Genomic DNA, 22,846 nt, shown 5'->3' with positions numbered 1-22,846 from the left:
TTCACGACCCTGGCCGGGTATGCCTACGGCGGGAAACCCGAATCTGTCGGTGCCACACAATAGGCTGGCTGAATGCCTCGCAAGAGAGCCACGATCCGTGAGGTGGCTCAGGCCACTGGCCTGTCACCGGCGGCTGTCTCCTACGCACTACGCGGCCTGCAAGTGTCCGAGGAGACGATGGAGCGGGTGCGCGCCGCGGCCGCCGAGCTCGGCTACGAGGCCGACCCCATCGCCAGGGCCCTGGCCAGCGGACGCACGGGCATGATCGGGCTGCTGTGCGGCTCGCTCGAGGACCTGTGGCAGCAGTCGCTGGCGGTCGGCATCAGCAGGGGGCTGCGCGAGAAGGACCGCTACGCCCTGATCCTCGACGCGGTCGGCGACCCCGCCAGAGAGCGAGCCCTGGCCCAGCAGCTCCGCGACCAGCGGGTGGACGGCATGATCGTCCAGCCGCTCGATCCTTCCGCCGCGTTCTGGAAGGAGTTGTGCGAGTCGCTGCCGGTCGTGGCGATCGGCGACTCGCTCGCCGGCACGGCCGGAGAGGTGATCTTCGACAACCGCAAGGGGGTGACGCTGGCGCTGGAGCACCTGCGCGCCCTGGGGCACCGCAACATCGCCGTGCTCACCCCGACCAGGGCCAGCACGCCCGACCGTCCCGCCGACGTGCACGTCACGGCCGAGGCCGAGCGCCTGGGGCTGGACATCGAGCTCACCACCGCCCCGCACGGCCTGGCCGGGGCCACCGCAGTGGCCCGCGACATCCTCGCCGACGACAAGCCGAGCGCCGTGTTCTGCTTCGCCGACTCCATCGCGTACGGGGTTTACGCGGCGGCGCAGGAGCTGGGGCTGTCGGTTCCCGGCGACGTGTCGGTCATGGGCTACGACGCCCACCCGATGTCGGGGCTGCTCACACCGGGGCTGACGACGGTGGACTGGGACATCGACGGGATCGTGCGGGCGGCCGTGCGGCTCATCTCGGCGGCGGCCGACGGCGCCACCCGCCGGCGCCGCATCGTCCAGGCCCCCACACTGAGGGAACGCGGCTCGGTCGCCCAACTCTCCTGACCCCCGCCAGCCCCCCACGCTGCCGCATGTATGGCCGGCACGTTCCGACGGTAGGCACGGTCTGACGGTGGGCGGTGGCGTTCGCCGGGTGGAGCGTGGGCGTGGATGGCGCCGGGCGTGTGGCGCTCGCGGCGGTCAATGCGTGTGGTGGGCGGTGGAGGTGGTCAGGGCGCGGCGTGCTTCCTCCAGGTCGTCGGTGAGCGGCCGGTCCGGAGGTGGGGTGTTGAGCGCCCGGGCGGCGGCGGCGCGCTCACAGGCCAGCACGAGCTCCAACGGCTCCAGGCAGCGCAGGGCGTGCCGTGCGGCCTGGGTGGCGAAGCCGGCATGGTCCTCGACCCCCAGGGAGATCACCGCGGTGCCGGTCGTCACCGGGTTCGCGAGGTGACGTAGCTCGGTCAGGGCGTCCTGGGCCACGTACTCGAGGATCAGGACGCCCGAGGCGCCGGGACGGTCGGCGAGGAAGGGGTGGCGGCCGGTGTAGGCCGGATCCATGAGGGCGGCCAGGCGGGCCGTGCTGAGCTGGGCCGTCTGCACCAGCGCGACGCGCAGCGCGTCCAGCGCCAGGGCGACGGGAGAGGAGTGGAAGTTGCCGTTGTGCCAGGCCAGGGAGCCGGCCATGAGCGGGTTCTCGGCCGCGGCGTTGAGGTCGATCTCGACGGTGGCGGCGGCCCGGTCGAGGGCGTCCACGGCGGCGCCGTGCACCTGGGCGAAGGCGCGGAAGCCGTACGGGTCCTGGATGCGGGTGGCCTGCTCCCTGGCGAGCAGCCCGCGCAGGCGCGCGGCGACGGCGGCCTGGCCGCGATGCGGTCGGGCCTCCTGTACGGCGGCGGCCAGCGGCTCGGCCGAGGCCCCGACCGCGGTGAACGACAGGGCGGCGACGTCAACGGCGGCCCCGAGCAGGAGACGCAGGCGATGGCAGGCGATGGCGGCGTCGGCCAGGGTGGCGGCCCCTGAGCTGATGAACGGCAGCGCGTCGCCCGAGGTGAGGGGATAGCGGGGAGGTGGTGGTGTGCCTTCGTGGCGTTCCTGCGCGGGCTCGTGGTGCCAGGGGAGTTCGCCGAGCAGGCACAACGCCGTGGTGGCCAGGGCCGTGAGGTCGCCGGTGCCGATGGCGCCGTACGTGCGGATCGGCGGCGTGAATCCGTGGTTGACCGCGTCGGCCAGCACCGGGAGCACCGCCGGGTCGATGCCGGAGCCGCCGGCGAGCAACTGGTTGAGCCGGACGACGAGCATCGCCCGGGCGCGGGCGGGCTCGACCGGCGCCCCGGCGCCGCACGCATGGCTGCGCAGCACGTGCAGGCCGGGGGCCTCGATGGGGACGTCCTTGCCGGCGCCCACGCCGGTGCTGCGGCCGTAGACCGGGCCGGTCAGCTCCTGAGCGGTGACCCACGCGGCGCGGGCCCGATCGAGGGAGGCGATCGCGACCCGGGCCCGGCCGTACGCGGCCTCGTGGACCTGCGCGCAGGTCAGTCCGGCGCCGTCGAGCAGCACCATCGGAAGGTCAGTCGTTGTCGGGGATGAACAGCCCCAGCAGCCAGCTCACCACGCTGACGATGATCGCGCCCCAGAACGCGGCCGGGTAGAAGTTGTCGACTTGGAAGGGGATGTCGAACTGGCCCGCGATCCAGCTGGTCAGCAGCAGCATGGCCGCGTTGATCACCAGCAGGAACAGGCCCAGCGTCAAGACGATGATCGCGCAGCCCAGCGCCTTGACGATGGGTTTGACGATCGCGTTCACGATGCCGAAGATCAGTGCCACGAGGAGCAGGACGCCCCAGTATGTGGCGGAGTTGGTGGGAGCGTTGACGTCGATGCCGTCGATGAACTGCACGGCCACCCACAGCGCCACTGCCGCCGCGAGGGTTCTGATGATGAATCTCACGCTGGTTGATCCTCCCACTTGCGATCGGCGCCGCGGTAGAGGCGCAGTCAGAACGATGCCCGGTCGTCACTGTTGGTAGTCACCGGTTATCGCTGCCCGAACTCGGGGAAGAGGCGTGCAGGGGGAGGGAGCGAGATGGACGTGAACGGGCTCGAGTCGTTGCCGGCGAACGAATTGCACGATCGTGCGGTGCGGTATGCCGTACGCCACGGTGACCTGGGGTTCCTGTGGGACCTGCTGAAGGTGATCCCCGCCGCTGAGGCCGCCACCGGTCACGAGACCGACGCCGACCTCACCAAGGTGTCCGCGTTGCTCAGCGACGCCATCGCGGCGGGGGAGGGCGAGCTGGGGGAGGCACTGCGCCCGGTTTATATCGAATACCTGCGTAAACATCCCGACGCCTAGCCCGCCATGCGGGCCTCCGCGCCGCTGTACGCCGCGAAGCCCGGCGTGCTGAACTCTTGTCCGTCGCGGCCTGCGATCAGGGTCTGGTACGGGCCGGACTCGGCGAGGCGGGCCGCGTAGCGGCGGGCCAGAAGGGGGCCCATGGCGTAGATCGCGGTGGCGTACGCGTCGGCCACACCCAGGTCGGGGCCGATCACGGTGACGAAGCCGAACCCCTCCTGGACCTCGCCGGTGCGCGGGTTGACGATGGGCGCGCCGCCCGAGGTGGCGATGCCCAGGTCGTGAGCGAAGACGACCTTGCGCACCATGTCCCTGCGCGGATCCCGGACGCCGATGCGCCAGCGCTTGCCGGGGGCGGCCGAGCCGCGCACCCGGATGTCGTTGCCCGCCGTGAGACGGTGGTCGCCCGCGCCCGCGTTGCAGAGGGCGCGGGAAAGGCGCTCCAGCGCCCACCCCTTGATGTAGCCCGACGGGTCGGTCACGCCGTTGATGCGGGGCTCGAACCAGCCGTCGGTGGCCTCGCTGAGCTCGTCGCATCGGTGCAGGACCTCGATGAACTCCGGGATCTGCTTGATCGTCTGGCCTCTGTTGAGCCGGCCGATCTGGCTGTCCTCCCTGACCGGGCTGAAGGTGTCGTCCACCCACCTCAACCAGGCGAAGGCGTCATCCAGCAGGGGCGTCAGCTCGCGTGCCGGGAGGGCGGTGCGGATGTCCACGCTGACGGGCATGCCCATGACCATTTCGACACGTGCGCTTCCTGGGAAAGTCGTCACCTTGCCTCCTTGTCCGCAGACCACCGTTGCAGACGACGCGTAATGTGGGGCTAAACCCTTTGCCGGGATTTGAGATGAATTTGTGACTTGGGGATTGCAAGGCGTGACAGCGCGCCGCCGACGTACCGCTTGAACTGCCGCGGACCGGCCACCACCACGTCCCGCTCGGCGATGTCGGGAATCTCACGACTCAGTCCGGAAGCGCTCAGTCGCTCCTTGGCCCGCGGATCGTGCTCCTCGCCGACGACGAGGATGAGCCCGTACCTGGCCTCCAGGTCCCGGAGCTCATCGGTGGGGTGCTCGGTGCGGTAGATCGCGACCGTGTCCGTGGTGCCGGCCAGGCGCGCCCGCAGCGCGGCCGGGTCCAGGTCGGTGGCGATCAGCAGGGAGCCCCTGGTCGTGTGGGGGACCTGGTGGCTCCAGACCGCCATCCCGGCCGCCGCCGTGTACAGGATGAGGGAGCCGGCACGGCTGAGGCTCGTCACGTACGCGGTCGAGCTGAACTGGTGTGCCACCAGCAGCGCGCCCGCCAGGTAGCCGCCGAGTCGCAGACGCTGCTTGGCTTCCTCGGTCCGCAGGTAGTCGGCGGCCTTGACGCTGAGGAAGCCGAGCGCCACGAGCAACCCCGCGGCGGCGTAGGCGGTGGGAGTCCACGGGTATCCGAAACCCGGCTGGATCGCACCGAACTCGGCTACGGCGACCCCGCTCCAGAACAGGACCGGGCCGTGTTGCGCATTCGCCTGGCTTGCCATGGTGACCACCATGCTGAAGGAACATGAAAGGTTGCTGAGTAAGGTCTGAAACATGGCTAATGTGCGTGTTGAGCGGACCGAAGATGGCGGGTTCCGGGCAGTGAACGGCCGCGGCGCCGAGGTGCGGATCGGCGGTGGGAAGGACGACGGGGTGTTCTCGCCGGTGGAGCTGTTGCTGGCGGCGGTGGGGGGCTGCAACATCGTGACCGTCGAGCCGCTCACCGCCCAGCGGGGGCACCGGCTGCTGCGGCTGGCCATGACCGTCGAGGCAGAAAAGGTGGAATCGAACAAGCTGGGTCCGGTGACGGTCACGTACGACGTGGAAGTGCCGTCGGAGAAGGCCGATGAGGTGTTCCGGGCCGTGGCGGGGCGGGTGCACGACAAGTACTGCACGGTGAGCAGGTCCCTGGGGGAGGGCACGGAAGTTCGACTGGAGCTGTCCCCACCAGACGAAACAGAGTCGGATTAAACAGATATTCGACCCCGTTATGACGCGACCGTTGCATTCGTCTCGGTAGCGTTGTAGCAGGTCAGGAGCTCTGCGACTGACTGAGGACTTTCACCGAAGCGGACGCGGAGGGGGACCGCGGGCCGCTAGTGCGGGACCGCCGACGTTTTTGGGGGAAAGCGTCGGCCTGGACCGCCGCCGATCGGGCCGGGCAGCTTTGGGGGAACTGCCCGGCCCGATCTATGCGTATCCTCCGGTTCCGTGAAGAAAGTTCTCATCGACTGCGACCCCGGCATCGACGACGCCCTCGCCCTGGCCCTGGCCGCCGGATCCCGTGACGACTTGGACGTGGTGGGCATCACCACGGTGGGCGGCAACGTCGACCTCCCACTGACCACGGCGAACGCGCTGGCGCTCAGGGAGTTCCTCGACCTCGGCGACGTGCCGGTCACGCCGGGCAGCGCGGGCGCGCTGCTGCGGCACACGGTGCGCGCCACCGCCGTCCACGGCGTCACCGGACTCGGCGACGCGGTGTTGCCGGCGCCGCTGCGCGGCCCGGCCGATGGGCACGCGGTCGACTTCATCGTGGACACGCTGCGGGCCGCGCCCGGCGAGATCACGCTGGTGGCGGTGGGCCCCCTGTCGAACGTCGCCCTCGCCGTACGGCGTGAGCCGCGGATTGTCGAGTGGGCCCGCGACCTGGTCATCATGGGCGGCTCCTACACGCGCGGCAATCACAACCCCGCCGCCGAGTTCAACATCCTGGCCGACCCGGAGGCGGCCGCGATCGTCTTCGACGCCGGGTGGACCGTCAAGCAGCTGGGCCTCGACGTGACGCTGTCCGCCGTGGTGACCATGGATGTGCTGGACCGCATGCGGCCGCTCGGGCGGCTGGCCGAGCTGCTGGTGCCGGCCGCGCAGTCGTACATGCCCGTGACGGCCGAGAGCGGGCCGGCCATCCATGACGCGTGCGCGGTGGCGTACGTGCTCGATCCTTCCCTCTTCACCTGCGTCCCGGCCGTGGTGAACGTGGAGACGAACGGGTCCTTCACGCGGGGGATGACGGTGACGGACTTCAAGGTCGGGGACCGGCGGGCGAACGCGCTGGTGGCGACCTCGCTGGACGTGAAGAGGTTCTGGGACCTGGTGTTGGGGGCGTACGAGCGGCTGGCCGCCCGGCTCGGCTGACGTACTGGGCACTGACCGGCGGCTGATACAGTTACACCTGTTGCGCCGCTAGCTCAGTTGGTCAGAGCAGCTGACTCTTAATCAGCGGGTCCGGGGTTCGAGTCCCTGGCGGCGCACCTCTCAAACCCCAGCTCGTTACGTCGAGCTGGGGTTTTCTTTGTTGAGTCGCCGCGTGGGTCGGCAAGATCACCACCTACGTGACGCTGTTGTCTGCAATCCGCCAGAGTCGGTGACCTGCGTCAGGGTGGCGTCGGTCGACGGCGTCCAAAGACGATCGACCGAACTGCAACCGGAACGACCACTGCCCGTAACCGTCTTTACGCCCAAAGAGCGCCGCGCGTAACCCGGAATGTCATAACCTGCCGAAATGCTCGATCAACTTCTCGACGACCTGGCCCAGGCCGCGGAGGACCGGGACTCCGCATGCTTCTTCGACGTCATGCCGCGGCTCTTCGCCGCGGCCGAAGGCGCCGACCGGCAGACGCTGTCCGCCGCGCTGGCGCGGCTCAGTGGACTCTTCGAGCGGGTCCCGTCCGGGATCGGCGCCCGCCTGGGCGTGTTGTGCGGCGCCCTGGCCGAGCGTGGCGCCGACCCGGCGCCGGTGGCCGAGCCGCTGGTCAACGGGCTGAGCGACTGCCTGGAGCTGGCCGGCACGTTCGCCGCCGCATGGCGTACGGCGACAGGCGAGGAGCTGCCGGAGCCCGTCGACGACGACTACGGCTGGATCCCGGCGACGGCGGAACGGCTGACGGGGGCGGCGCTCACCCGCGAGCAGGCGATCGTGCTGACCGACGCGTGGACGCTCGCGCACCTGTGGGCCATGCCCGTCATGTCGATCCTTCAGCTGTCTCCGCAGGTCAGGGCCGCACTACCGGGCCGTGAGCGGCTGATCGCGGCCCTGGGGTCCGTGCTCGATGAGCGCGCCGACCTGGAGTTCCTCGCCGGGCTGCTGCGGGTGCTCGACGGCGAGCGGCTGATCGTGCTGCACCGGGAGAGCGGGCGCGGCTACGAGGTGCTGATCAGCGGGATCGGCGACAACTTCCAGCTGCACACGCTGCTGGCCGGCGCGCTGAGCGGCCCGGCCGCCGACGGGCTCCTCGAAGGGGTACGGCCGGACCCGGCGTGGGTGCGGGCCGCCGCGGACGGGCCGGTGGAGCCGGGCGCCGAGCCGGTACGCGGCCAGTTCAATCTGGTGGACGCGAACGGCAAGTGGATCTGGAACGAGGGCCGCCCGGCTGACATCCCCCGCCTGGACGGCGTACGCGTCGTGGTCCTCGACCCGCCGCCGTACGCGCGGACGTGGAGCCCCGGCCGGATCTACCCGATGATGAGGGGCGACGTGCGCCTGCGGCGCATCCTGCCGCAGGAGGAGGCGGCGGCATGGCTGGCGAAGGTCGCGCGAGGTGGGATAGACCGGAGCGCCTAGCGCGGAGCCGGAGCCTTTGCTATCTTGAACACGCACGATAATCAATCCTGTACACAATGAAGTCGCAAGGCGGCCGGGCCGGTCGTCTCAGGGCGCGGAGACCTCCAGACGGTAGTCGGGTCTGTGAAACGCCAAGCACCCCATTCCACGATCTGCGGCGTCTTCGCCGCGGGTTCCTGTCGAAGGCGGGATGGGAATCCTCGTCGTCCACGGCGAGGTGCAGGTCAATGCGGCGCCTCTGGGTAGGGTCGGAATAGGAGGTGGTCGTCGTGGATTACAAACAGTGGAACGTACAGATCTGGATCAGCGAGGATGACGCCGACGCTCTGACCACGGCCACGGCGGTGTTGTTCACGCCGGACGGCAAGCGGCACGAGAGCGTGGCGCACGCCCGCCGCAACCCGGTCGACCGGCCAGTGCCCGGGATCGGGGACGAGCTGGCCGCCGGGCGAGCGCTGTCGGAGCTCGCCTCGAAGCTGATCGAGGACGGCGCGAAGGACGTCGCCCAGATGGCCGGCACGGCTGGACGGGCCGGCGCGACCTGATCTGTAGGCCTGGCCGGGCCGCCTGCGTTAGAGCAGCCCGGCCCCGGCCAGGAGCTTGCCGATCTGACCGATCTCGTCGTCGTTGAGCGGGATCTGCGGGAGCGCGGTGATCGGGCAGTCGATGACACCGCGCAGGTGCAACGCGGCCTTGAACGCCCCGAGCCCCGACGAGCTGCCGCCCATGCGCGTGCCGCCGACCCGGACGATCTCGAACAGCCTGACCAGGCGCTCCTGCTCCGCCCTGGCCGCCTGCCAGTCGCCGCCCGAGGCGTGCCGGTAGAGCTCGACGTAGCCGTGCGGGTCCACGTTCCCGAGCCCGGGCACGACGCCGTCGGCTCCCATCCACAGTGCCGAGTCGACGGTCACTTCCGACCCGGTCAGCACGCTGAACGGCGCTTCCCGCCCCATGATGACCTGCCGCAGGCCGCCGTCGTCGCCGCTGGAGTCCTTGACCCCGGCCAGCACCCCCTCGGCGGCCAGCTCCAGCAGCAGCTCGGCGCTGAGCTTGGTGTGCACGGAGACCGGCAGGTCGTAGGCGTAGACGGGCAGGCCGCTGCGGGCGGCGATCGTACGGAAGTGGGTGCGGATCTCCTGCGGGTGGGTGCGCGTGTAGAACGGCGCGGTGGCCACCAGCCCGGACGCCCCGGCCTCGATCGCGACCCGCGCGTGGTCGAGCACCCGCGGCGTCGTCATGTCGATCACCCCGGCCAGCACCGGCACCTGCCCCGCCACGTGCCCGACCACGGTGTCCAGCACCACCCGCCGCTGCGCGTCCGTCAGGTAGGCCACCTCCGACGACGAGCCGAGCACGAACAGCGCGTCCACCCCGCCCGTCAGAAGGTGGTCGACCAGCCGCGTGAGTGACGCGGCGTCCACCGAGTAGTCAGGGGTCATGGGGGTGCATACCGGAGGGATGACACCGGACAACGTCGCGGACTCGGCGACAATAGGGCTCGTCATACGCGCTCCTGGATCAGCTCTACATCGGTCGCTCCCGCCGCCACCGGATGGTGACAGTGGAAGAGGTGGTCGTCGTCGGTCACCGCGGCGGGCATCTCCACCGCGCACAGGTCGTCCGCCCGCCAGCACCGCGTGCGGAACGGGCACCCGCTCGGCGGCCGCGTCGCCGACGGCACGGTGCCCACCAGCGGGATCGGGTTGATGGGCGAGATCAGCCCGGGCGTCGCGGAAAACAGCGCCCGTGTGTACGGATGCCGCGCCCCCAGCGGCACGGCCTGCGCCGGTGCCTGCTCGACGATCCTGCCCAGATACATGGTGACCACGCGGTCGCTCATCCTGCGCACGGTCTGGATGTCGTGCGAGACGAACACCAGCGCCAGCCCGAGCCGCTCCTTCAGATCCAACAGCAGGTTGAGGATCTGCGCACGGACCGACACGTCGAGCGCGCTGGTGGGCTCGTCGGCGATGAGCAGGTCGGGTTCGAGCGCGAGCGCCCTGGCCACGGCCACCCGCTGGCGCTGCCCGCCGGACAGCTGCCCCGGCAGCGCGTCGGCGGCGCTCCTGGGCAGGCCGACGAGTTCGAGCAGCTCGCGGACGCGGGCGTCGCGCTCGGCCGGGGTGCCGCGTCCGTGCACGTTGAGCGGGTCGCGCAGCACCTGCCTGACCGGCAGGCGCCGGTTGAGCGCGGTGGACGGGTCCTGGAAGACCATCCCGACGCTGGACCCGATCAGCGCCCGCCGCTCGGGCTCCTTCAAAGCCCACAGATCCTGGCCGCGGAAGACGACGGTGCCCGCGGTCGGCCGCTGCAGCCCCACCAGCACCTTGGCCAGCGTGGACTTGCCGCACCCCGACTCACCGACGACGCCGACGGTCTCGCCCCGGTTGACCGTGAGGTTCGCTGCGGTCAGCGCGTAGACGCGGTCGCGTGAGAACACCCCGCCCGAGCGGGCCTTGTGCACAACGTGCACGTCCGTCAGCTCAAGCACTCTGCTCACTCCTCACGAGGGCCACGGCCGGATGGTGGCAGGCCACCACGTGCGTGGTGTCTCCTTCCAGCACCGGAGTGTCGGTACGGCACACGTCCGTGGCCATCGGGCACCGGTCGGCGAAGCGGCAGCCGGCCGGGAAGTCGGCCGGGGACGGCACCACGCCGCGGATCTGCGTGAGCCGCTCGGCCCCCGACTCCAGCGACAGCACCGAGCCGAGCAGGCCACGGGCGTAGTGGTGGGCGGGCGCGCCGACCAGCGTGGCGGTGGCGCCGGCCTCGACGATCTGGCCGCCGTACATGACGACCACGCGGTCGGTGACGTCGGCGACCAGTGCGAGGTCGTGCGAGACGAGGATCAGGGCGAACCCGAGCTCCTCCCGCAGCCGCAGCAGCAGCTCGATGACCTGGGCCTGGACGGTCACGTCGAGTGCGGTGGTGGGCTCGTCGGCGACGATCAGCTTGGGGTCGCGCGACAGCGCCATGGCGATGAGCACCCGCTGGCGCTGCCCGCCCGACAACTCGTGCGGGTAGGACGACAGCGTGCGGCGGGCGTCGAGGCCGACGAGCTCCAGCAGCTCGGTGGGGCTGCGCCGGCCGCCGCGCCGGGTCACCTGCTTGAGCTGGGCCTTGATGGTCATGGCCGGGTTCAGCGAGGACAGCGCGTCCTGGTAGATCATCGCCATCTCGTGGCCGAGCAGGCGGCGGCGGGCCCGGCGCGGCAGCGCGAGCAGCTCCTTCTGGTCGAAGCGCACGTGGCCGCTGACGCGGGCGTCGCGCGGCTGCAGGCCCATGATGGTGAGCGCGGTCAGCGACTTGCCGCAGCCGGACTCGCCGACCAGGCCCAGCACCTCGCCGGGCCGCACTTCGAAGCCGATGCCGTCCACGATGTCCACCCCGTCGCCGAACCCGATGCGCAACCGCTCGACCGCAAGGATCGGCGGGCCCTGCGGGAGCGGACGGGCGCGTTCGGCCAGCCGCTGGGCGGCCTCGGCCAGGCCGGGCAGCTCGACGATCTCGCCGGAACCGGGGCGGGCCTGCTCGAAGGCGTCATCCTTGCGGACGACGGCCTTGGTGGCGGCGGGCGCCGCCCAGGCGTCGGAGATGCCCTCGGACAGGATGTTCAGCGCCAGCACGGTGATGAGGATCAGGAGGCCGGGGAAGACGGTGGCCCACCAGCCGCCGAGCAGGACGAGGTTCTTGCCGTCGGCGATGACGCTGCCCCAGGACGGGTTCGGCGGGCGTACGCCGGCGCCGATGAACGACAGCGATGCCTCGAACACGATCGCGTCGGCCACCATCACCGTGCAGAACACCAGCACCGGCGCCGCGCAGTTGATCGCGACGTGCCTGATGATGATGTGCGGGGTGCGGGCGCCGATGATGCGCTCAGCCGCCACGTAGTCCTCGCCGTACTGGGCCAGCACGTTGGCCCGCACCACCCGGGCCACGGACGGCATGTAGAGGAAGGCCATGGCCATGACCAGCACCGGGATGCTGCCGCCGAACACGGCCACGAGCACCGCGGCCAGCGCGATGCCGGGGAAGGCCATGATCACGTCGAGCAGGCGCATGATGGTCTCGTCGATCGCGCGGCGGGAGGTGGCCGCGACCGAGCCGACGATCGCCCCGGCCGCCAGGGCGAGCCCGGTCGCGCCGAGGCCGATGAGCAGTGACCAGCGGGCCCCGTACAGGAGCCTGGACAGGATGTCGCGGTTGGCGCTGTCGAGGCCCATCCAGTGCTCGGCGGAGGGGCCGCCGCCGGCGGCCTCCTGGAAGTACGGCGAGTGCGGCGCGATCCAGGGGGCGAGCAGTGCGGCCAGCACGACGACGGCCATGATGCCGACCGCGACCCAGGACAAGGGCTTCAGCCGGCGGAACCGCATCCCGGGCCGGGCGAGGCGCTCCGTCAATCCACGTCTCATGCGGCGCTCCTGAGTCGAGGGTTGACCAGCAGATACAGAACGTCGACGACCAGGTTGACGACCATGAAGCCGACCGCGATGGTCAGCACCACGCCCTGGACAACGGCAGGGTCGCCGTCGCGCACCGCGTTGATCATGAGCTGGCCCATGCCGGGCAGGCCGTAGATCGTCTCGATGACCACGGTGCCGCCGATCAGGTAGCCGATGCGCAGGCCGAGCACGGTCAGCGGGGTGATGAGGGCGTTGCGCAGCACGTTGCGGCCGATCACCACGATCGGCGGCAGGCCGCTGCCGACGGCGGTGCGGACGTAGTCCCGGTCCAGCTCCTCCACCATCGACGTGCGGATGATGCGGGTGAGCTGGGCGGCGATCGGCAGCGACAACGACAGCGCGGGCAGCGTCATGGACTGCAGCCAGCCGATGGTCGAGTCGGCCGGGTTGATGTAGCCGCCGGTCGGGAACAGGCCCTCGCCGACGGCCAGGTACTGGATCATCAGCAGCGCCAGCCAGAACGGCGGCGCCGCCACCCCGACCAGGGAGACCACCCGGATCACCTGGTCGGGCCAGCGGTCACGGAACAACGCCGCGGTCACGCCGAACACCAGCGACAGCACCACCGCCACGGCCAGTCCGAGGAAGGTGAGCTGCAACGTCAGCGGCAGCGCTGTCGTCACGGACTCCAGCACCGGCTTCTTGGTGAGCACGCTGGTGCCCATGTCGCCCGTCACCAGGTCGGCCACGAAGCGCACGTAGCGGATCGGCAGCGGGTCGAGCAGGCCGTTCTCCAGCTGGAACTGGTGGATCTGCTCGGGGGTCGGGTTCGCGCCCTGGAAGTAGGCGTACTCCGGCTTGCTGTTGGAGAAACGCATCACGATGAACACGAACGCGATCACCCCGAGCAGCACGGGGATCAGGATGAGGAGCCGCCGCAGCAGCATCCGGGCGACGAGCGTCATGTCCTCTTGGCCTGCAGGAGGTTGATGCCGGGGTAGGGCTGGGCGCGGATGCCGGACAACTTCTTCGGGTCCCAGGCGGTCATCAGCTCGTTGTGCACGACCGGGTAGAGGATGGCCTGCTCAGCCACGAAGTCCAGATATTTGTGGATGAGCTCGGTCCTCTTGGCCTTGTCCGTTTCCTTGCTGGCCTCGTCCATCATCGCGAAGAGCTTCTTGGCGTCGTCGCTGCCGTCCCACTTGGCGTACTTCATCCACAGGCCGCCGGGCACGTAGTTGTAGTGCAGGATCAGGTCGGCGTCCATGCCGAACTGGTTGGGGTTCGAGGCCGCCGCGACCACCTGGTAGTCCTGGAACTGGTCCATCTTGGTGAACAACGCGGCCGTGTCCTGCGGCTCCAGCGTGGTCTTGATGCCGATGGCCTCCCAGGAGGCGGCGATGGTCGGCAGGCAGTCGGCGATCCAGCTCACGTTGACGGCCATGAGGTTGATCGTCAGGTTGCTGACGCCTGCCTCCTTGAGCAGCGCCTTGGCCTTCTCCGGGTCGTAGTCGTAGACGACCGAGGCCCGCTTGTGGTCCGGGTGCCCCTCGTTGAGGAACGAGCTGGAGGCCGTGCCGTGGCCCTTGAGCGCCACGTCGATCATCTTCTGCTTGTCGATCGCGTAGTGCAGCGCCTGGCGGACGCGTACGTCGTCGAACGGCTTGGTGCCCGTGTTGAACATCAGGAAGATGTGGTTCATGCCCTTGCCGCCCTCGACCGTCAGGCCCTGCTGCTTGAGCTGCTCGACGTTGGCGTACGGGATGTTGTCGGCGATCTGGGCCTCGGCCGAGCCGCCGGAGATCTTGGCGACGCGGGCCGCGGCGTCCACGATCGTCAGCCAGTTCATCTTCTTGACCGTGGCCGGGCGCGGGCCGTTGTAACCGTCGAACGCCTCGAACGAGGTGTTGGACTTGGGGTTGTGGGAGGTCTGCTTGTACGGTCCCGAGCCCATCGTCATGCCGCTCTTCGCCTTGTCCCACGCGCCCGCCTGACTGAAGACGTGCTTGGGCATGATCTTGGCGATGGTCAGCCTGGGCGCGGCGTCGGGGAAGGGGAACTTGAAGACGAGCTCGACGTTCTTGTCGTCGACCTTCTTCACCTCCTGGAGCCAGGACTTGAAGAAGTTGCCGGTCAGGACATTGTCGGGGCCCAGGATCCGCTCGAAGGTGAAGACCACGTCGTCGGCGGTGACCGGCTGGCCGTCGTGCCACTTGGCGCCGTCCCGCAGGGTGAACGTCCAGGTGGTGGCGTTGAGGTCGGACGGCACCGCGGTGGCCAGCGCCGGGTAGGGCTCGCGGGTGATCGGGTCGGTGTCGAGTAATCCCTCGTAAACATGGCTGATCCCGGCCATCGCGAACGCCGACGCCGTCTGCGTGGGGTCCCAGCTCTGGTCGTTGCCGTACCCGATGACGGCGGTGATCAGGTCTTTGTTGGATCCAGCGCCTACCGAGCCGGTCGAGGCCGGACCTCCGGAACAGGCGGAGAGGGTTGCCGCGATGAACGCCGCCGCACCCGTCGCCCCGCTGTAACGCAGGAAGTCACGGCGGCTGAACTCAGAGCTCACGGATGCCTCCTGGTGCCTAACGTAGAACGTGGGACATCCCATGTCCTATCTTGTGCGTAACGTGGACGCTAAATGCTGCACGCGCTTGAGGTCAACAGAAGATTTCAGGATTGTTACCTACGACGAAAGGATCCTTCATGGCCGCAGTTCCGCGTCCGACACGGCCCAGCCGTGCCGTCGAGGCCCAGGAGGGCGTCAAGGACCTGATCGTCCGGCGCGGTCTGGTGGCAGGGGATCCCTTGCCGACCGAGTCCGAGCTCATGGAGCAACTCCAGGTGAGCCGCAACTCGATCAGGGAGGCGCTCAAGGCGCTGCAGGCGGTCGGCATCGTCGAGATCCGCCACGGCTTCGGCATGTTCGTGGGCCGCATGTCGCTGGCCGGGCTGGTGGACGAGCTGGCCTTCCACAGCCGCATCACGCTGCAGAACGGCAAGAACCACCTCGCGCACCTCGTCGAGATCCGCGAGCTCCTGGAGCGCGGTCTCGTCCAGCGCCTCATCGACCTGGGCGCCGAGGCCGACCTGACACCCGTGGCCGACGTCATCGCCCGGATGGACGCCGAGGCCGAGCAGGGCCTGGTCTCACCGGAGACCGACCGTCTCTTCCACGACCTGCTCTACCGGCCGCTCGGCAACCCGCTCGTGAGCCAGCTCCTGGGCGCGTTCTGGGATGTCTACTACCAGCTGCGCGACCACCTCGGCACGCCCGACGAGCCGCCGGGGGACGTGGCCAAGCGGCATCGCGACATCTACACGGCCGTGCTGGCGGGCGACGGGCCGGCCGCGGCCGCCGCCGTGACCGCCCACTTCGACGGCGTACGCAACCGGCTGGCCCGGCTCAGGGGCTGAAGGTCTTTAGGCGGGCCAGCGCTCCACCCGGCGCCAGTGCCGCCGCCACTCCCCATACCACTGCGCGAACCACGGGTGGGCCCCGGCCAGCGGCATGATGTACGCGACGGTCTCCAGGTAGTAGCGCCGCTGGAACCGCCACGACATGCGCTGCAGCTCCTGCACGTTGCTCGCCCGGTCGGCCAGCTTCACGAGCACGGCCTGCGGAGGCGCCTTGACGAGCGAGCCCAGGTAGTCGCCCTTGGCCGCGCCGCGCGGCTTGGTCACCCAGCGCACGAGCTCCGCCACCCGATCCCCGAACCGCCGCGCGATCTCCCGCTCGGTGCACGGCGTGTCCTCCAGCACGTCGTGCAGCACGATCGCCACCAGCACGTCCCGGTCGTCGATCCCGGCGCCGGCCACGGCCACCTCCAGCGCCTCCAGCAAATGCTCCATGTACGGCCGCCCGGTCGGCCGCTGCTGCGCCCCGTGCCACCGCCCGGCGAACGCGTCCGCCTCCCGCAACGCGTCCACCGTGGTCGCCGGGAGCGCCCGCGCGAGCGGGACCTCCGCGTGCTTCCAGGACGGCCAGCTCGTGAAGATCTCCATCCCGCTCCTCCCTGTTTTAGGGTGAGAATATGGTCGAGATCGCCGTCCCCGACGGTTCCTGGACGTTCAACGGCGAGATCCTGCGGGTCGTGCCGGGCAGCGACAAGGACGTCCATGATCTGCGCAAGACGCTGGGCGAGGTGGTGGTCCCGCGCGACGCGATCGCGGGGGTGGCGTTCGAGCCGGCACGCAAGGGCGGGCACCTGCGTTTACGGTTGCGTAAAGGCGCCGATCCGCTGTCGGACGTGGTGGCGGGCGCACTGACGGCGCCCGCGGACCCGTACCGGCTGTCGATCCCGAAGACCCGCACGGGCGCGGCCGAATACTTCGCCGACGAGGTCCGCGACACGCTGGTCATCTACCAGACCCCGGCCGCCCCCTGCGAGGACTACCTGCTGCCCGGGCCCGACGTGCCCATCTCCGCCACCGCCGGCGACGGCACGGCCATCTTCGACGGCGAGCGCGTGCGGCTGGAGTGGACCGGGTTCGCCAGCACGGAGAAGGAGAAGGCGGGGCCACAGGAGTACCCACTGTCGGATGTGTCCGGCGTGGAGTGGAAGCCCCAGTCCGGCATGGGCTACGGCACGCTGCGCTTCCGGATCAAGGGCGAGGGCCCGGCCCAGCAGCCGCAGAAGGACCTGCGGTGCGTGTCGTGGGGGATCCAGCGCTTCGGCGGCGCGACCGCCCTGGTGGCCGCGGCCGTGCTCGCCCGCATCCCGCGCGACGTACCCGAGCTTCCGCCGCTTCCGCCGGGCGCCGACGACGTGCACGACGCGGTCCTGCGCCGCCTGGCCGAGCTGGGCGAGCTGCACCGCTCGGGCGTGCTGACGGACGAGGAGTTCGCCCTCGCCAAACAGGCCGTGATCCGCCGCCTGCAACAACCCTGATCGGCGAAGCCCGTCGAGGGCTACTATCGCCGAGCCATGCACTATCCATGCCATTGACTCTTTGTAAAGAGCGACCCTCGGCGAAGCCCGCCGAAAAATTGAGCACAATCTGCTTCTGCGTTTCCGCGATTTTCGCTTCATTGTGAGGACGTCAGGCGAACCTTGCCATGACACGCACCGGCTCCCCAGCAGCGAAGCAGGTTACTCATGGTCAGAATGGTCAGACGTTCCCTCGCCATGCTCGCCCTCTCCCTGGGCACCGTACTCGGGCTCGCTTTACCCGCCCACGCGGTGACCCTGGAGCAGAAGCTCGCCGCCCTCTCCCAGTTCTCCCAGCCCACCTCCACCAGCGCCGCCGCCTGGCGGTCCGCCTGGCAGAACCAGGCGGCCTGGGCGGACTACGCCTTCGACTGGTCGACCGACCTGTGCTCAAGCAGCCCCGACCAACCGCTCGGCTACGATTTCCGCATGCCGTGCCGGCGGCACGATTTCGGATACCGCAATTACAAGGTGGTCAACCAATTCCCGGCGAACAAGGCACGAATTGACGACGCGTTCTACTTCGATATGAAGCAAGTGTGCGCCCGCTACTCGGGACTGTCCAAGTCAACCTGTGACGGGATCGCCTGGACGTACTACCAGGCGGTCAAGCAGTTCGGCAATCTCACCGTGACCGACGCGCAGATCCAAGAGGTCAAGCGGCAGACCGAGTTGCAGGCCGCTCAGAACGCCTGAACCAGGTGCTGACCTTGCTCGACGGCTTCCGCCGGCAAGGCTCGCGCGTGATCAGCGATCGCGCGCAGACCTTGCCGGCGGTGCTCGCACTGCACGGACGGGCAGGGGCTGCCGGCAACCAGCGTCTGGTCGAGGAGCTGCCCATGACCAGGTCGTTGGCGTCGCCGAAGCTGCGTGAGACCTTCGCCCAGCGGGAACGCAGGCGGTGGGCCGCCGACCCGGAACGATGGGCGCAGTTCCCCGGCGACGCCGAGCGAATGGCCATGGTGCGCCCCTTGTCGGCCGCCGCAATTGCCGAGAACAAGCACAGAGCCGGCTACCAGCTGATCGGCCGCGAACTCACCTGGCACGCGTCCCAGGTCCGATCGCGCCGCATCCGCGCCGCTCATGACGCTCGGGCGCAGGCCGTCGGCTATCCCGATATCGTCGGGCTGCTCACCGCCACCACCCATCTGACGTGCACGAAGATCGGCGAGATGATCGGGCTGACGCGCGGCCAGGTGCAGGAGCTTCGCCGCCGCTACGGCATCCGCTCCACCTCGCGCAGCCAGGGCCGCCTCATGCCAGACTGATCCCGGATTGTCAGCCATGCGCCGGCCCGCCGCGCCCAGGCGTCAGGACTTGGAGGGGCTGTCGCGGACCGCGACCTCATGCTTGTCGCCCGGGGCGAGGAACTCCAGGAGCCGCAGCCCCTCCTGCTCCACCTCGTCCAGCACGGACATCGGCGCCCACTGGTGGATGGTGAGCGTCGAGACGCCCTTGGCCCGGGCGACCGTCCAGTCCCCGGCCGTGAAGCCGTCCACCAGGATCGTCCGGGGCATCACGTTGGTGCCCATGAAGCCCTGCAGCGCCGCCATCCCCGCCTCCGTGATGACCCTGGACCGGTCGGCGTAGGACAGAAACAGGTTGTCGAAGTCGTACATCAGCCGCACCGGGGCCGGCACGTCCTCGTCGGGTCGCGGGGCGTCCGGCAGGTCGTACAGGGTGCGGCCCGCCTCGTCCCTGAACCGCACCAGGTCCATGGACTCCACCACCTCGCTCAGCCGGGTCAGCCCGGACCATGTCTGCACGTCCATCACCGACGCGGGCCCGAACGCCGCGAGGTAACGCCGCACCAGCTCGGCCGGCGTCATCGGCGGCGCCTCGAAGCCCAGCCAGGACTCCGCGCTCGTGTGCGCGACCGGCCCGCTCCTGCCCCACACGCCGCGCGGCGGCACCTGCACCAGCGGCACCAGCCACCGCACCCCCTGGCCCAGCGCGTGCGGGTCGTTCGCCGGCCACCGCTCCGCCAGCGCCCGCCCGAGCTCGGCGAACGTCATGGGCCGTGCCTCCAGCAGCGCCCGCCCGGTGGCCGCCAGCTCGTCGAGGTCCACCCCCGCCAGGCGTTTGCCGTACGTCGTCCGGGTCCCGCGCTCGGTGACCACCTGCAGCAGCGGGCGCATGGCCAGGCAGTCGCGGGCGCTGACGAGGTGGATGGTGGAGCGCTGCAGCGCGATGCGTACGAGGTCGCGCGACAGCAGCAGGTCGGCGGCGTCGGCCGGTTTGAAGCCGGCGATGCGGTTCCACAGGCCCGTGTACCAGGTGTGCGGGGTCTGCGCCTGCAACCCGCCGAGATGCTCGACGACGTCCACGACGCCCCTGGTGGTGCGGCGCAGCAGGAACTGGCGGTCGAGGGTGGCCCGGTTGAGCGCCCATCGGGTGATGAGGGGATCCATGGGTCAACGGTAGGGGCTATTGCGGCCGATCCCGGGCCGCAATAGCCGACTTGGGTTACCAGGGCACTGGACGGTCGCCGGACCAAGGCCCACGATGTATTGGTCTCCAGGGGGGTGAGTCCATGGCAGTACGCGCCCTTCGCACCGGACCCGAGCGTTCCGGCGACGAGCAGTTCGTCGGCCGCTGTCGGGAACTGGCGGTGCTCCATGCCCAGCTCGGCCGGGTCTGCGAGGGGCGGTCGAGCCTGGTGGTGGTGGAGGGGCCGGCGGGCATCGGCAAGACCGCGCTGGCCGGGGAGTTCCTGTCGGTGATCGAGAACGCGATCGTGCTGGACGTGAGCGGGGAAGAAGGGGAGGCCGAGCTGCCGTACGGCGTGCTGGGCCAGCTCGGGGCACAGACCCGGCCGCTGCCCGAGGTGCTGGGCCGCCTGTCGGGTCCCGGTGCCCAGCCCCTGTCCTCAGTGCCGGGTCCCAGCGGGCGGCCGTCGCCCGAGGCGCCCGATCCCGGGGCGCTCGCGCCGCCCGACCCGCTGGTGGTCGGGGCCGCGCTGCTGGAACTGCTCGGCCGGCTGCAGCGCACCTCCCCGGTCGTCCTCGCGATCGACGGCGCCGGGTGGGCGGACCTGCCGTCGCTGCAGGCGTTGACGTTCACACTGCGGCGGCTGCGTACCGACCGAGTGCTCGCCCTGCTGATCGTCAGGGAGAGCGACGATCCCCGCCTGCCCGACGGGCTGCGGCGGCTGCTGCGCAGCAGCGCCGCACTCCGGCTGCCGCTCAGCGGGCTGAGCGCGCGCGAGCTGCAGGCACTCAGCGCGAGGCTCGGCCCGGTACGGCTGACGCCCCAGGCGGCCGAGCGGCTGCACGAGCACACCAAGGGCGTCCCCCTGCACGCCCGCGCGCTGCTCCAGCAGGTACGCCCCGAGACCCTGGCCGACGTGGACGCCCCGCTGCCCGCTCCGCGCGCCTACACCGCCCTGGTGCTCGATCGGCTCGGGCAGTGCGGGAACGCGGCGCAGCGGCTGCTGACCGCGGCCGCCGTGCTCGGCACGTCCGCACCGCTGCACCTCGCGGCCCGCATGGCGGAGCTGGCCGAGCCGCTGCCCGCACTGGAGCAGGCCACGGGCGCGGAGCTGCTCGTCGAGTGGCGCACCGGGGCCGGGGTCTCGCTCGGCTTCCCCAATCCCCTGGTCAGAGCCGCCATCTACCACGACCTCGGCCCGGCCACGCGGCGCCGACTGCACCTGCTGGCCGCCGATCTCGCCGACGACGTCGTGCAGCGGCTGCACCACCGGCTCGCGGCCGCCGATCAGGTGGACGACGAGCTGGTGCGGGAGGTCGCGAGGATCGGCCGGCGGCAGGCGGCGGCCGGGCGGTGGTCCAGCGCGTGCGGGTGCCTGACGCGGGCGGTGCAGCTCACGGGGGAGGGTGCGGCGCGGGACCGGCTCATCGCGGAGGCCGTCGAGGCGCTGCTCGCCGCCGGGCGGCCCGGGGACGCGGGCGCGTTGGCCGCCCAGGTGGCGCCCGCAGCCGATCCCGCGGCACGGGACTACGCGCTGGGATCGGTGGCGCTGGTGGCCGGGCGGCTGGAGGAGGCGGGACGGCAACTGGACAACGCCTGGTCCCACGCTACCCATGACCCTCGGCTGGCCTCCGGCATCGCCGGCCGCCTGGCCATGGCGTCCCTGATCCGCGGCGACGGCCCGGCCGCCGTCTTATGGGCCCTCCACGCCTCGCCCGCCGCCCCACCTCCGCCGGCCCGGCCCCCACGACCCGCCGGCCCGTCCCACGCGCCCCCTGCACGGTTCCCGGATGGTGATGAGTCGCGGCCGTCGCCTGGCGCGCGGCTGTCGCGTGTCGCGCGGACTTCGGCCGATGTGCCCCTGGTGGGTGGCGGGCAGTTGGTGTGGTTCGCGCGGCTGGCGGGGCTCGGGCTGGCGGGGCGCATAGAGGAAGGGCTGACGTTGAGCGGGGACGTGCCCGGGGCCGGGCAAGCGCCGGGCGGCGAGCCGGCGAGCTCCGACGTGCTGCTCGGCAGGGGCATGTTGCGGATGTGGGCCGACGACCTGGCCGGCGCGCACGACGACCTGCTGGGCGTGCTCACCGTCGGCGCCGACGGTTCGGCGCCGTTCCAGCTGCTGGTGGCGACCGCGCTGGCCCAGGCCGAGTACCGGCTCGGCCGCTGGGACGAGGCGGCGGCGCACGCCGAGATCGGCGCGTCCGCCGCCGACGACTTCGGCCAGGTGTGGCTGGCGAGCTACGCCCACGCGGTGGCCGCCCTGGTGCCTGCCGCCCGCGGCGAGTGGGAGCGGGCGCTCGGCCACGTCCGCGCCGCCCGCGCCGCATGCTGCCCGGACAACATCCTGGCCCAGGTCAGCACGGCCGGCGCCGACGCGCTGACAGCCACCGCCAGGGGCGACCACGAGGCGACCGTGACCGCGCTCATGCCGCTGACCAGGATCGACCTGCCGGACGAGCCCACAGTGGTCCTCTGGCGCACGCTCCTCGCCGACGCCCTGGTCAACGCCGGGCGGCTGGAGGAGGCCGAGGCCGTCCTGGTGCCGTGCGAGCTGTCGGCCCTGGTCAGGGAGCGCCGCAGCGTCCTGGCCGCGGCCGCCCGCGCCAGGGCCGGGCTGCTGGCGGCCAGGCACGAGCCGGCCGAGGCGGAGGCCGTATACCAGGGCGCGCTCGAGCACTCCGCCAAGATCGACATGCCGTTCGAGGAGGCCAGGATCCAGCTCGCGTACGGCACGTTCCTGCGCCGCCGAGGGCGCCGGGCGGCCGCCGCCGAGCAGCTGGAAGCGGCCCAGCTCACGTTGTCCAGGCTGGGGGCGCTGCCGTACCTGGAGCAGTGTGACCTGGAGCTGGCGGCGAGCGGGCGGGCGGTGCTGCGCCCGCAGGACACCGCCAGGCTGGGACTGACACCGCAGGAGCACACGGTGGCGGTGCTGATCAGCAAGGGGCTGACCAACCGGCAGGCGGCGCGCAAGCTGGTGCTGAGCGTCAAGACGGTCGAATACCACCTGAGCCACATCTACACCAAGCTCGGCATCACGTCGAGGACGGCGCTCAGCGGGAGGTTGAGCGATCTAAGGGAGTGAGCCGCCGCCTGATAGCCGCTCGCACAAACACAAAGACGTACATATCTGGGCGCATGACGCGGGTGGC

General features: G+C 70.6%; 22 protein-coding genes and 1 tRNA gene. 12 read left to right on the top strand and 11 right to left on the bottom strand.

What is annotated here, in order from left to right:
- Positions 1-72 precede the first annotated feature (72 nt).
- Complete coding sequence (locus Q9G87_RS13010; protein WP_305916564.1) at positions 73-1,062, top strand: LacI family DNA-binding transcriptional regulator; 990 nt, start codon at positions 73-75, stop codon at positions 1,060-1,062.
- A gap of 135 nt (positions 1,063-1,197) precedes the next feature.
- Here Q9G87_RS13010 and Q9G87_RS13005 read toward each other — a convergent pair whose 3' ends face one another.
- Complete coding sequence (locus tag Q9G87_RS13005) at positions 1,198-2,556, bottom strand: aromatic amino acid ammonia-lyase (protein ID WP_305916563.1); 1,359 nt, start codon at positions 2,554-2,556, stop codon at positions 1,198-1,200.
- A 7-nt stretch (positions 2,557-2,563) separates the two neighbouring features.
- Positions 2,564-2,944, bottom strand: a complete 381-nt coding sequence (locus Q9G87_RS13000) for a phage holin family protein (protein WP_305916562.1) — start codon at positions 2,942-2,944, stop codon at positions 2,564-2,566.
- A 135-nt stretch (positions 2,945-3,079) separates the two neighbouring features.
- Here Q9G87_RS13000 and Q9G87_RS12995 point away from each other — a divergent pair, with 135 nt between their 5' ends.
- Positions 3,080-3,349: a hypothetical protein gene (locus Q9G87_RS12995; protein ID WP_305916561.1), complete on the top strand. Its 270-nt coding sequence runs from the start codon at positions 3,080-3,082 to the stop codon at positions 3,347-3,349.
- Here the strand turns inward: Q9G87_RS12995 and Q9G87_RS12990 are convergent.
- Both Q9G87_RS12990 and Q9G87_RS12985 read right to left on the bottom strand, forming a co-directional pair.
- On the bottom strand, positions 3,346-4,122 hold the full coding sequence (locus tag Q9G87_RS12990) for an FAD:protein FMN transferase (protein WP_305916560.1): 777 nt from the start codon (positions 4,120-4,122) through the stop codon (positions 3,346-3,348). The genes Q9G87_RS12995 and Q9G87_RS12990 overlap by 4 nt on opposite strands.
- A gap of 50 nt (positions 4,123-4,172) precedes the next feature.
- Positions 4,173-4,874, bottom strand: coding sequence for a ferredoxin reductase domain-containing protein (locus Q9G87_RS12985; RefSeq protein ID WP_305916559.1), 702 nt, complete (start codon positions 4,872-4,874; stop codon positions 4,173-4,175).
- Positions 4,875-4,926: 52 nt separating this feature from the next.
- Here Q9G87_RS12985 and Q9G87_RS12980 point away from each other — a divergent pair, with 52 nt between their 5' ends.
- From Q9G87_RS12980 to Q9G87_RS12960, 5 genes are all read left to right on the top strand, one after another.
- A complete protein-coding gene (locus tag Q9G87_RS12980; protein ID WP_305916558.1) occupies positions 4,927-5,343 on the top strand; it encodes an OsmC family protein in 417 nt (138 codons plus the stop codon).
- Between the two features lie 240 nt (positions 5,344-5,583).
- Entirely contained in the window at positions 5,584-6,510 is a 927-nt protein-coding gene (locus Q9G87_RS12975; protein ID WP_305916557.1) for a nucleoside hydrolase, read from the top strand.
- 42 nt (positions 6,511-6,552) lie between these two features.
- Positions 6,553-6,626: transfer RNA gene (locus tag Q9G87_RS12970), tRNA-Lys, on the top strand.
- Positions 6,627-6,877: 251 nt separating this feature from the next.
- The gene (locus tag Q9G87_RS12965; protein WP_305916556.1) at positions 6,878-7,936 is read left to right on the top strand and encodes a hypothetical protein; all 1,059 of its coding nucleotides are present in this window, start codon (positions 6,878-6,880) and stop codon (positions 7,934-7,936) included.
- Between the two features lie 269 nt (positions 7,937-8,205).
- Positions 8,206-8,481, top strand: coding sequence for a DUF1876 domain-containing protein (locus Q9G87_RS12960; protein ID WP_305916555.1), 276 nt, complete (start codon positions 8,206-8,208; stop codon positions 8,479-8,481).
- Between the two features lie 27 nt (positions 8,482-8,508).
- Here Q9G87_RS12960 and Q9G87_RS12955 read toward each other — a convergent pair whose 3' ends face one another.
- From Q9G87_RS12955 to Q9G87_RS12935, 5 genes are read right to left on the bottom strand one after another with little or no spacing between them, the layout of a single operon-like run.
- On the bottom strand, positions 8,509-9,441 hold the full coding sequence (locus Q9G87_RS12955; protein ID WP_305916554.1) for a dihydrodipicolinate synthase family protein: 933 nt from the start codon (positions 9,439-9,441) through the stop codon (positions 8,509-8,511).
- Positions 9,438-10,427, bottom strand: coding sequence for an ABC transporter ATP-binding protein (locus Q9G87_RS12950; protein WP_305916553.1), 990 nt, complete (start codon positions 10,425-10,427; stop codon positions 9,438-9,440). Before Q9G87_RS12950 ends, Q9G87_RS12955 begins: the two co-directional genes overlap by 4 nt.
- Positions 10,420-12,351 carry a dipeptide/oligopeptide/nickel ABC transporter permease/ATP-binding protein gene (locus Q9G87_RS12945; protein ID WP_305916552.1) on the bottom strand — a complete coding sequence of 644 codons (1,932 nt, stop codon included), beginning with the start codon at positions 12,349-12,351 and terminating at the stop codon, positions 10,420-10,422. Before Q9G87_RS12945 ends, Q9G87_RS12950 begins: the two co-directional genes overlap by 8 nt.
- Entirely contained in the window at positions 12,348-13,307 is a 960-nt protein-coding gene (locus Q9G87_RS12940; RefSeq protein WP_305916551.1) for an ABC transporter permease, read from the bottom strand. The genes Q9G87_RS12945 and Q9G87_RS12940 overlap by 4 nt, the downstream gene beginning before the upstream one ends.
- Positions 13,304-14,908: an ABC transporter substrate-binding protein gene (locus tag Q9G87_RS12935; protein ID WP_305916550.1), complete on the bottom strand. Its 1,605-nt coding sequence runs from the start codon at positions 14,906-14,908 to the stop codon at positions 13,304-13,306. Before Q9G87_RS12935 ends, Q9G87_RS12940 begins: the two co-directional genes overlap by 4 nt.
- A 137-nt stretch (positions 14,909-15,045) precedes the next feature.
- Here Q9G87_RS12935 and Q9G87_RS12930 point away from each other — a divergent pair, with 137 nt between their 5' ends.
- Entirely contained in the window at positions 15,046-15,756 is a 711-nt protein-coding gene (locus Q9G87_RS12930) for a FadR/GntR family transcriptional regulator (RefSeq protein ID WP_305916549.1), read from the top strand.
- Between the two features lie 6 nt (positions 15,757-15,762).
- Here Q9G87_RS12930 and Q9G87_RS12925 read toward each other — a convergent pair whose 3' ends face one another.
- On the bottom strand, positions 15,763-16,344 hold the full coding sequence (locus tag Q9G87_RS12925; RefSeq protein WP_305916548.1) for an HD domain-containing protein: 582 nt from the start codon (positions 16,342-16,344) through the stop codon (positions 15,763-15,765).
- A gap of 29 nt (positions 16,345-16,373) precedes the next feature.
- Between Q9G87_RS12925 and Q9G87_RS12920 the strand changes: the two genes are divergently transcribed.
- The 3 genes from Q9G87_RS12920 to Q9G87_RS12910 all read left to right on the top strand — a co-directional run bounded on the left by Q9G87_RS12920 (position 16,374) and on the right by Q9G87_RS12910 (position 18,538).
- Positions 16,374-17,231 carry a DUF4429 domain-containing protein gene (locus tag Q9G87_RS12920; RefSeq protein ID WP_305916547.1) on the top strand — a complete coding sequence of 286 codons (858 nt, stop codon included), beginning with the start codon at positions 16,374-16,376 and terminating at the stop codon, positions 17,229-17,231.
- A 216-nt stretch (positions 17,232-17,447) separates the two neighbouring features.
- Positions 17,448-17,966 carry a phospholipase gene (locus tag Q9G87_RS12915; protein WP_305916546.1) on the top strand — a complete coding sequence of 173 codons (519 nt, stop codon included), beginning with the start codon at positions 17,448-17,450 and terminating at the stop codon, positions 17,964-17,966.
- Positions 17,967-18,013: 47 nt separating this feature from the next.
- Positions 18,014-18,538, top strand: a complete 525-nt coding sequence (locus Q9G87_RS12910) for a hypothetical protein (protein ID WP_305916545.1) — start codon at positions 18,014-18,016, stop codon at positions 18,536-18,538.
- A gap of 42 nt (positions 18,539-18,580) precedes the next feature.
- Here Q9G87_RS12910 and Q9G87_RS12905 read toward each other — a convergent pair whose 3' ends face one another.
- Positions 18,581-19,681 (bottom strand): winged helix DNA-binding domain-containing protein, encoded by a 1,101-nt coding sequence (locus Q9G87_RS12905; protein WP_305916544.1) that lies wholly within the window; start codon positions 19,679-19,681, stop codon positions 18,581-18,583.
- 122 nt (positions 19,682-19,803) lie between these two features.
- Here Q9G87_RS12905 and Q9G87_RS12900 point away from each other — a divergent pair, with 122 nt between their 5' ends.
- Positions 19,804-22,779, top strand: a complete 2,976-nt coding sequence (locus tag Q9G87_RS12900; protein WP_305916543.1) for a helix-turn-helix transcriptional regulator — start codon at positions 19,804-19,806, stop codon at positions 22,777-22,779.
- The last annotated feature ends 67 nt before the right edge of the window (positions 22,780-22,846 follow it).

Source organism: Nonomuraea turcica, from assembly GCF_030718205.1.
In the GTDB taxonomy this organism is placed as follows: domain Bacteria; phylum Actinomycetota; class Actinomycetes; order Streptosporangiales; family Streptosporangiaceae; genus Nonomuraea.
The sequence above is the reverse complement of the archived record's forward strand: the minus strand, read 5'-3'. Positions and strand labels throughout refer to the sequence as shown.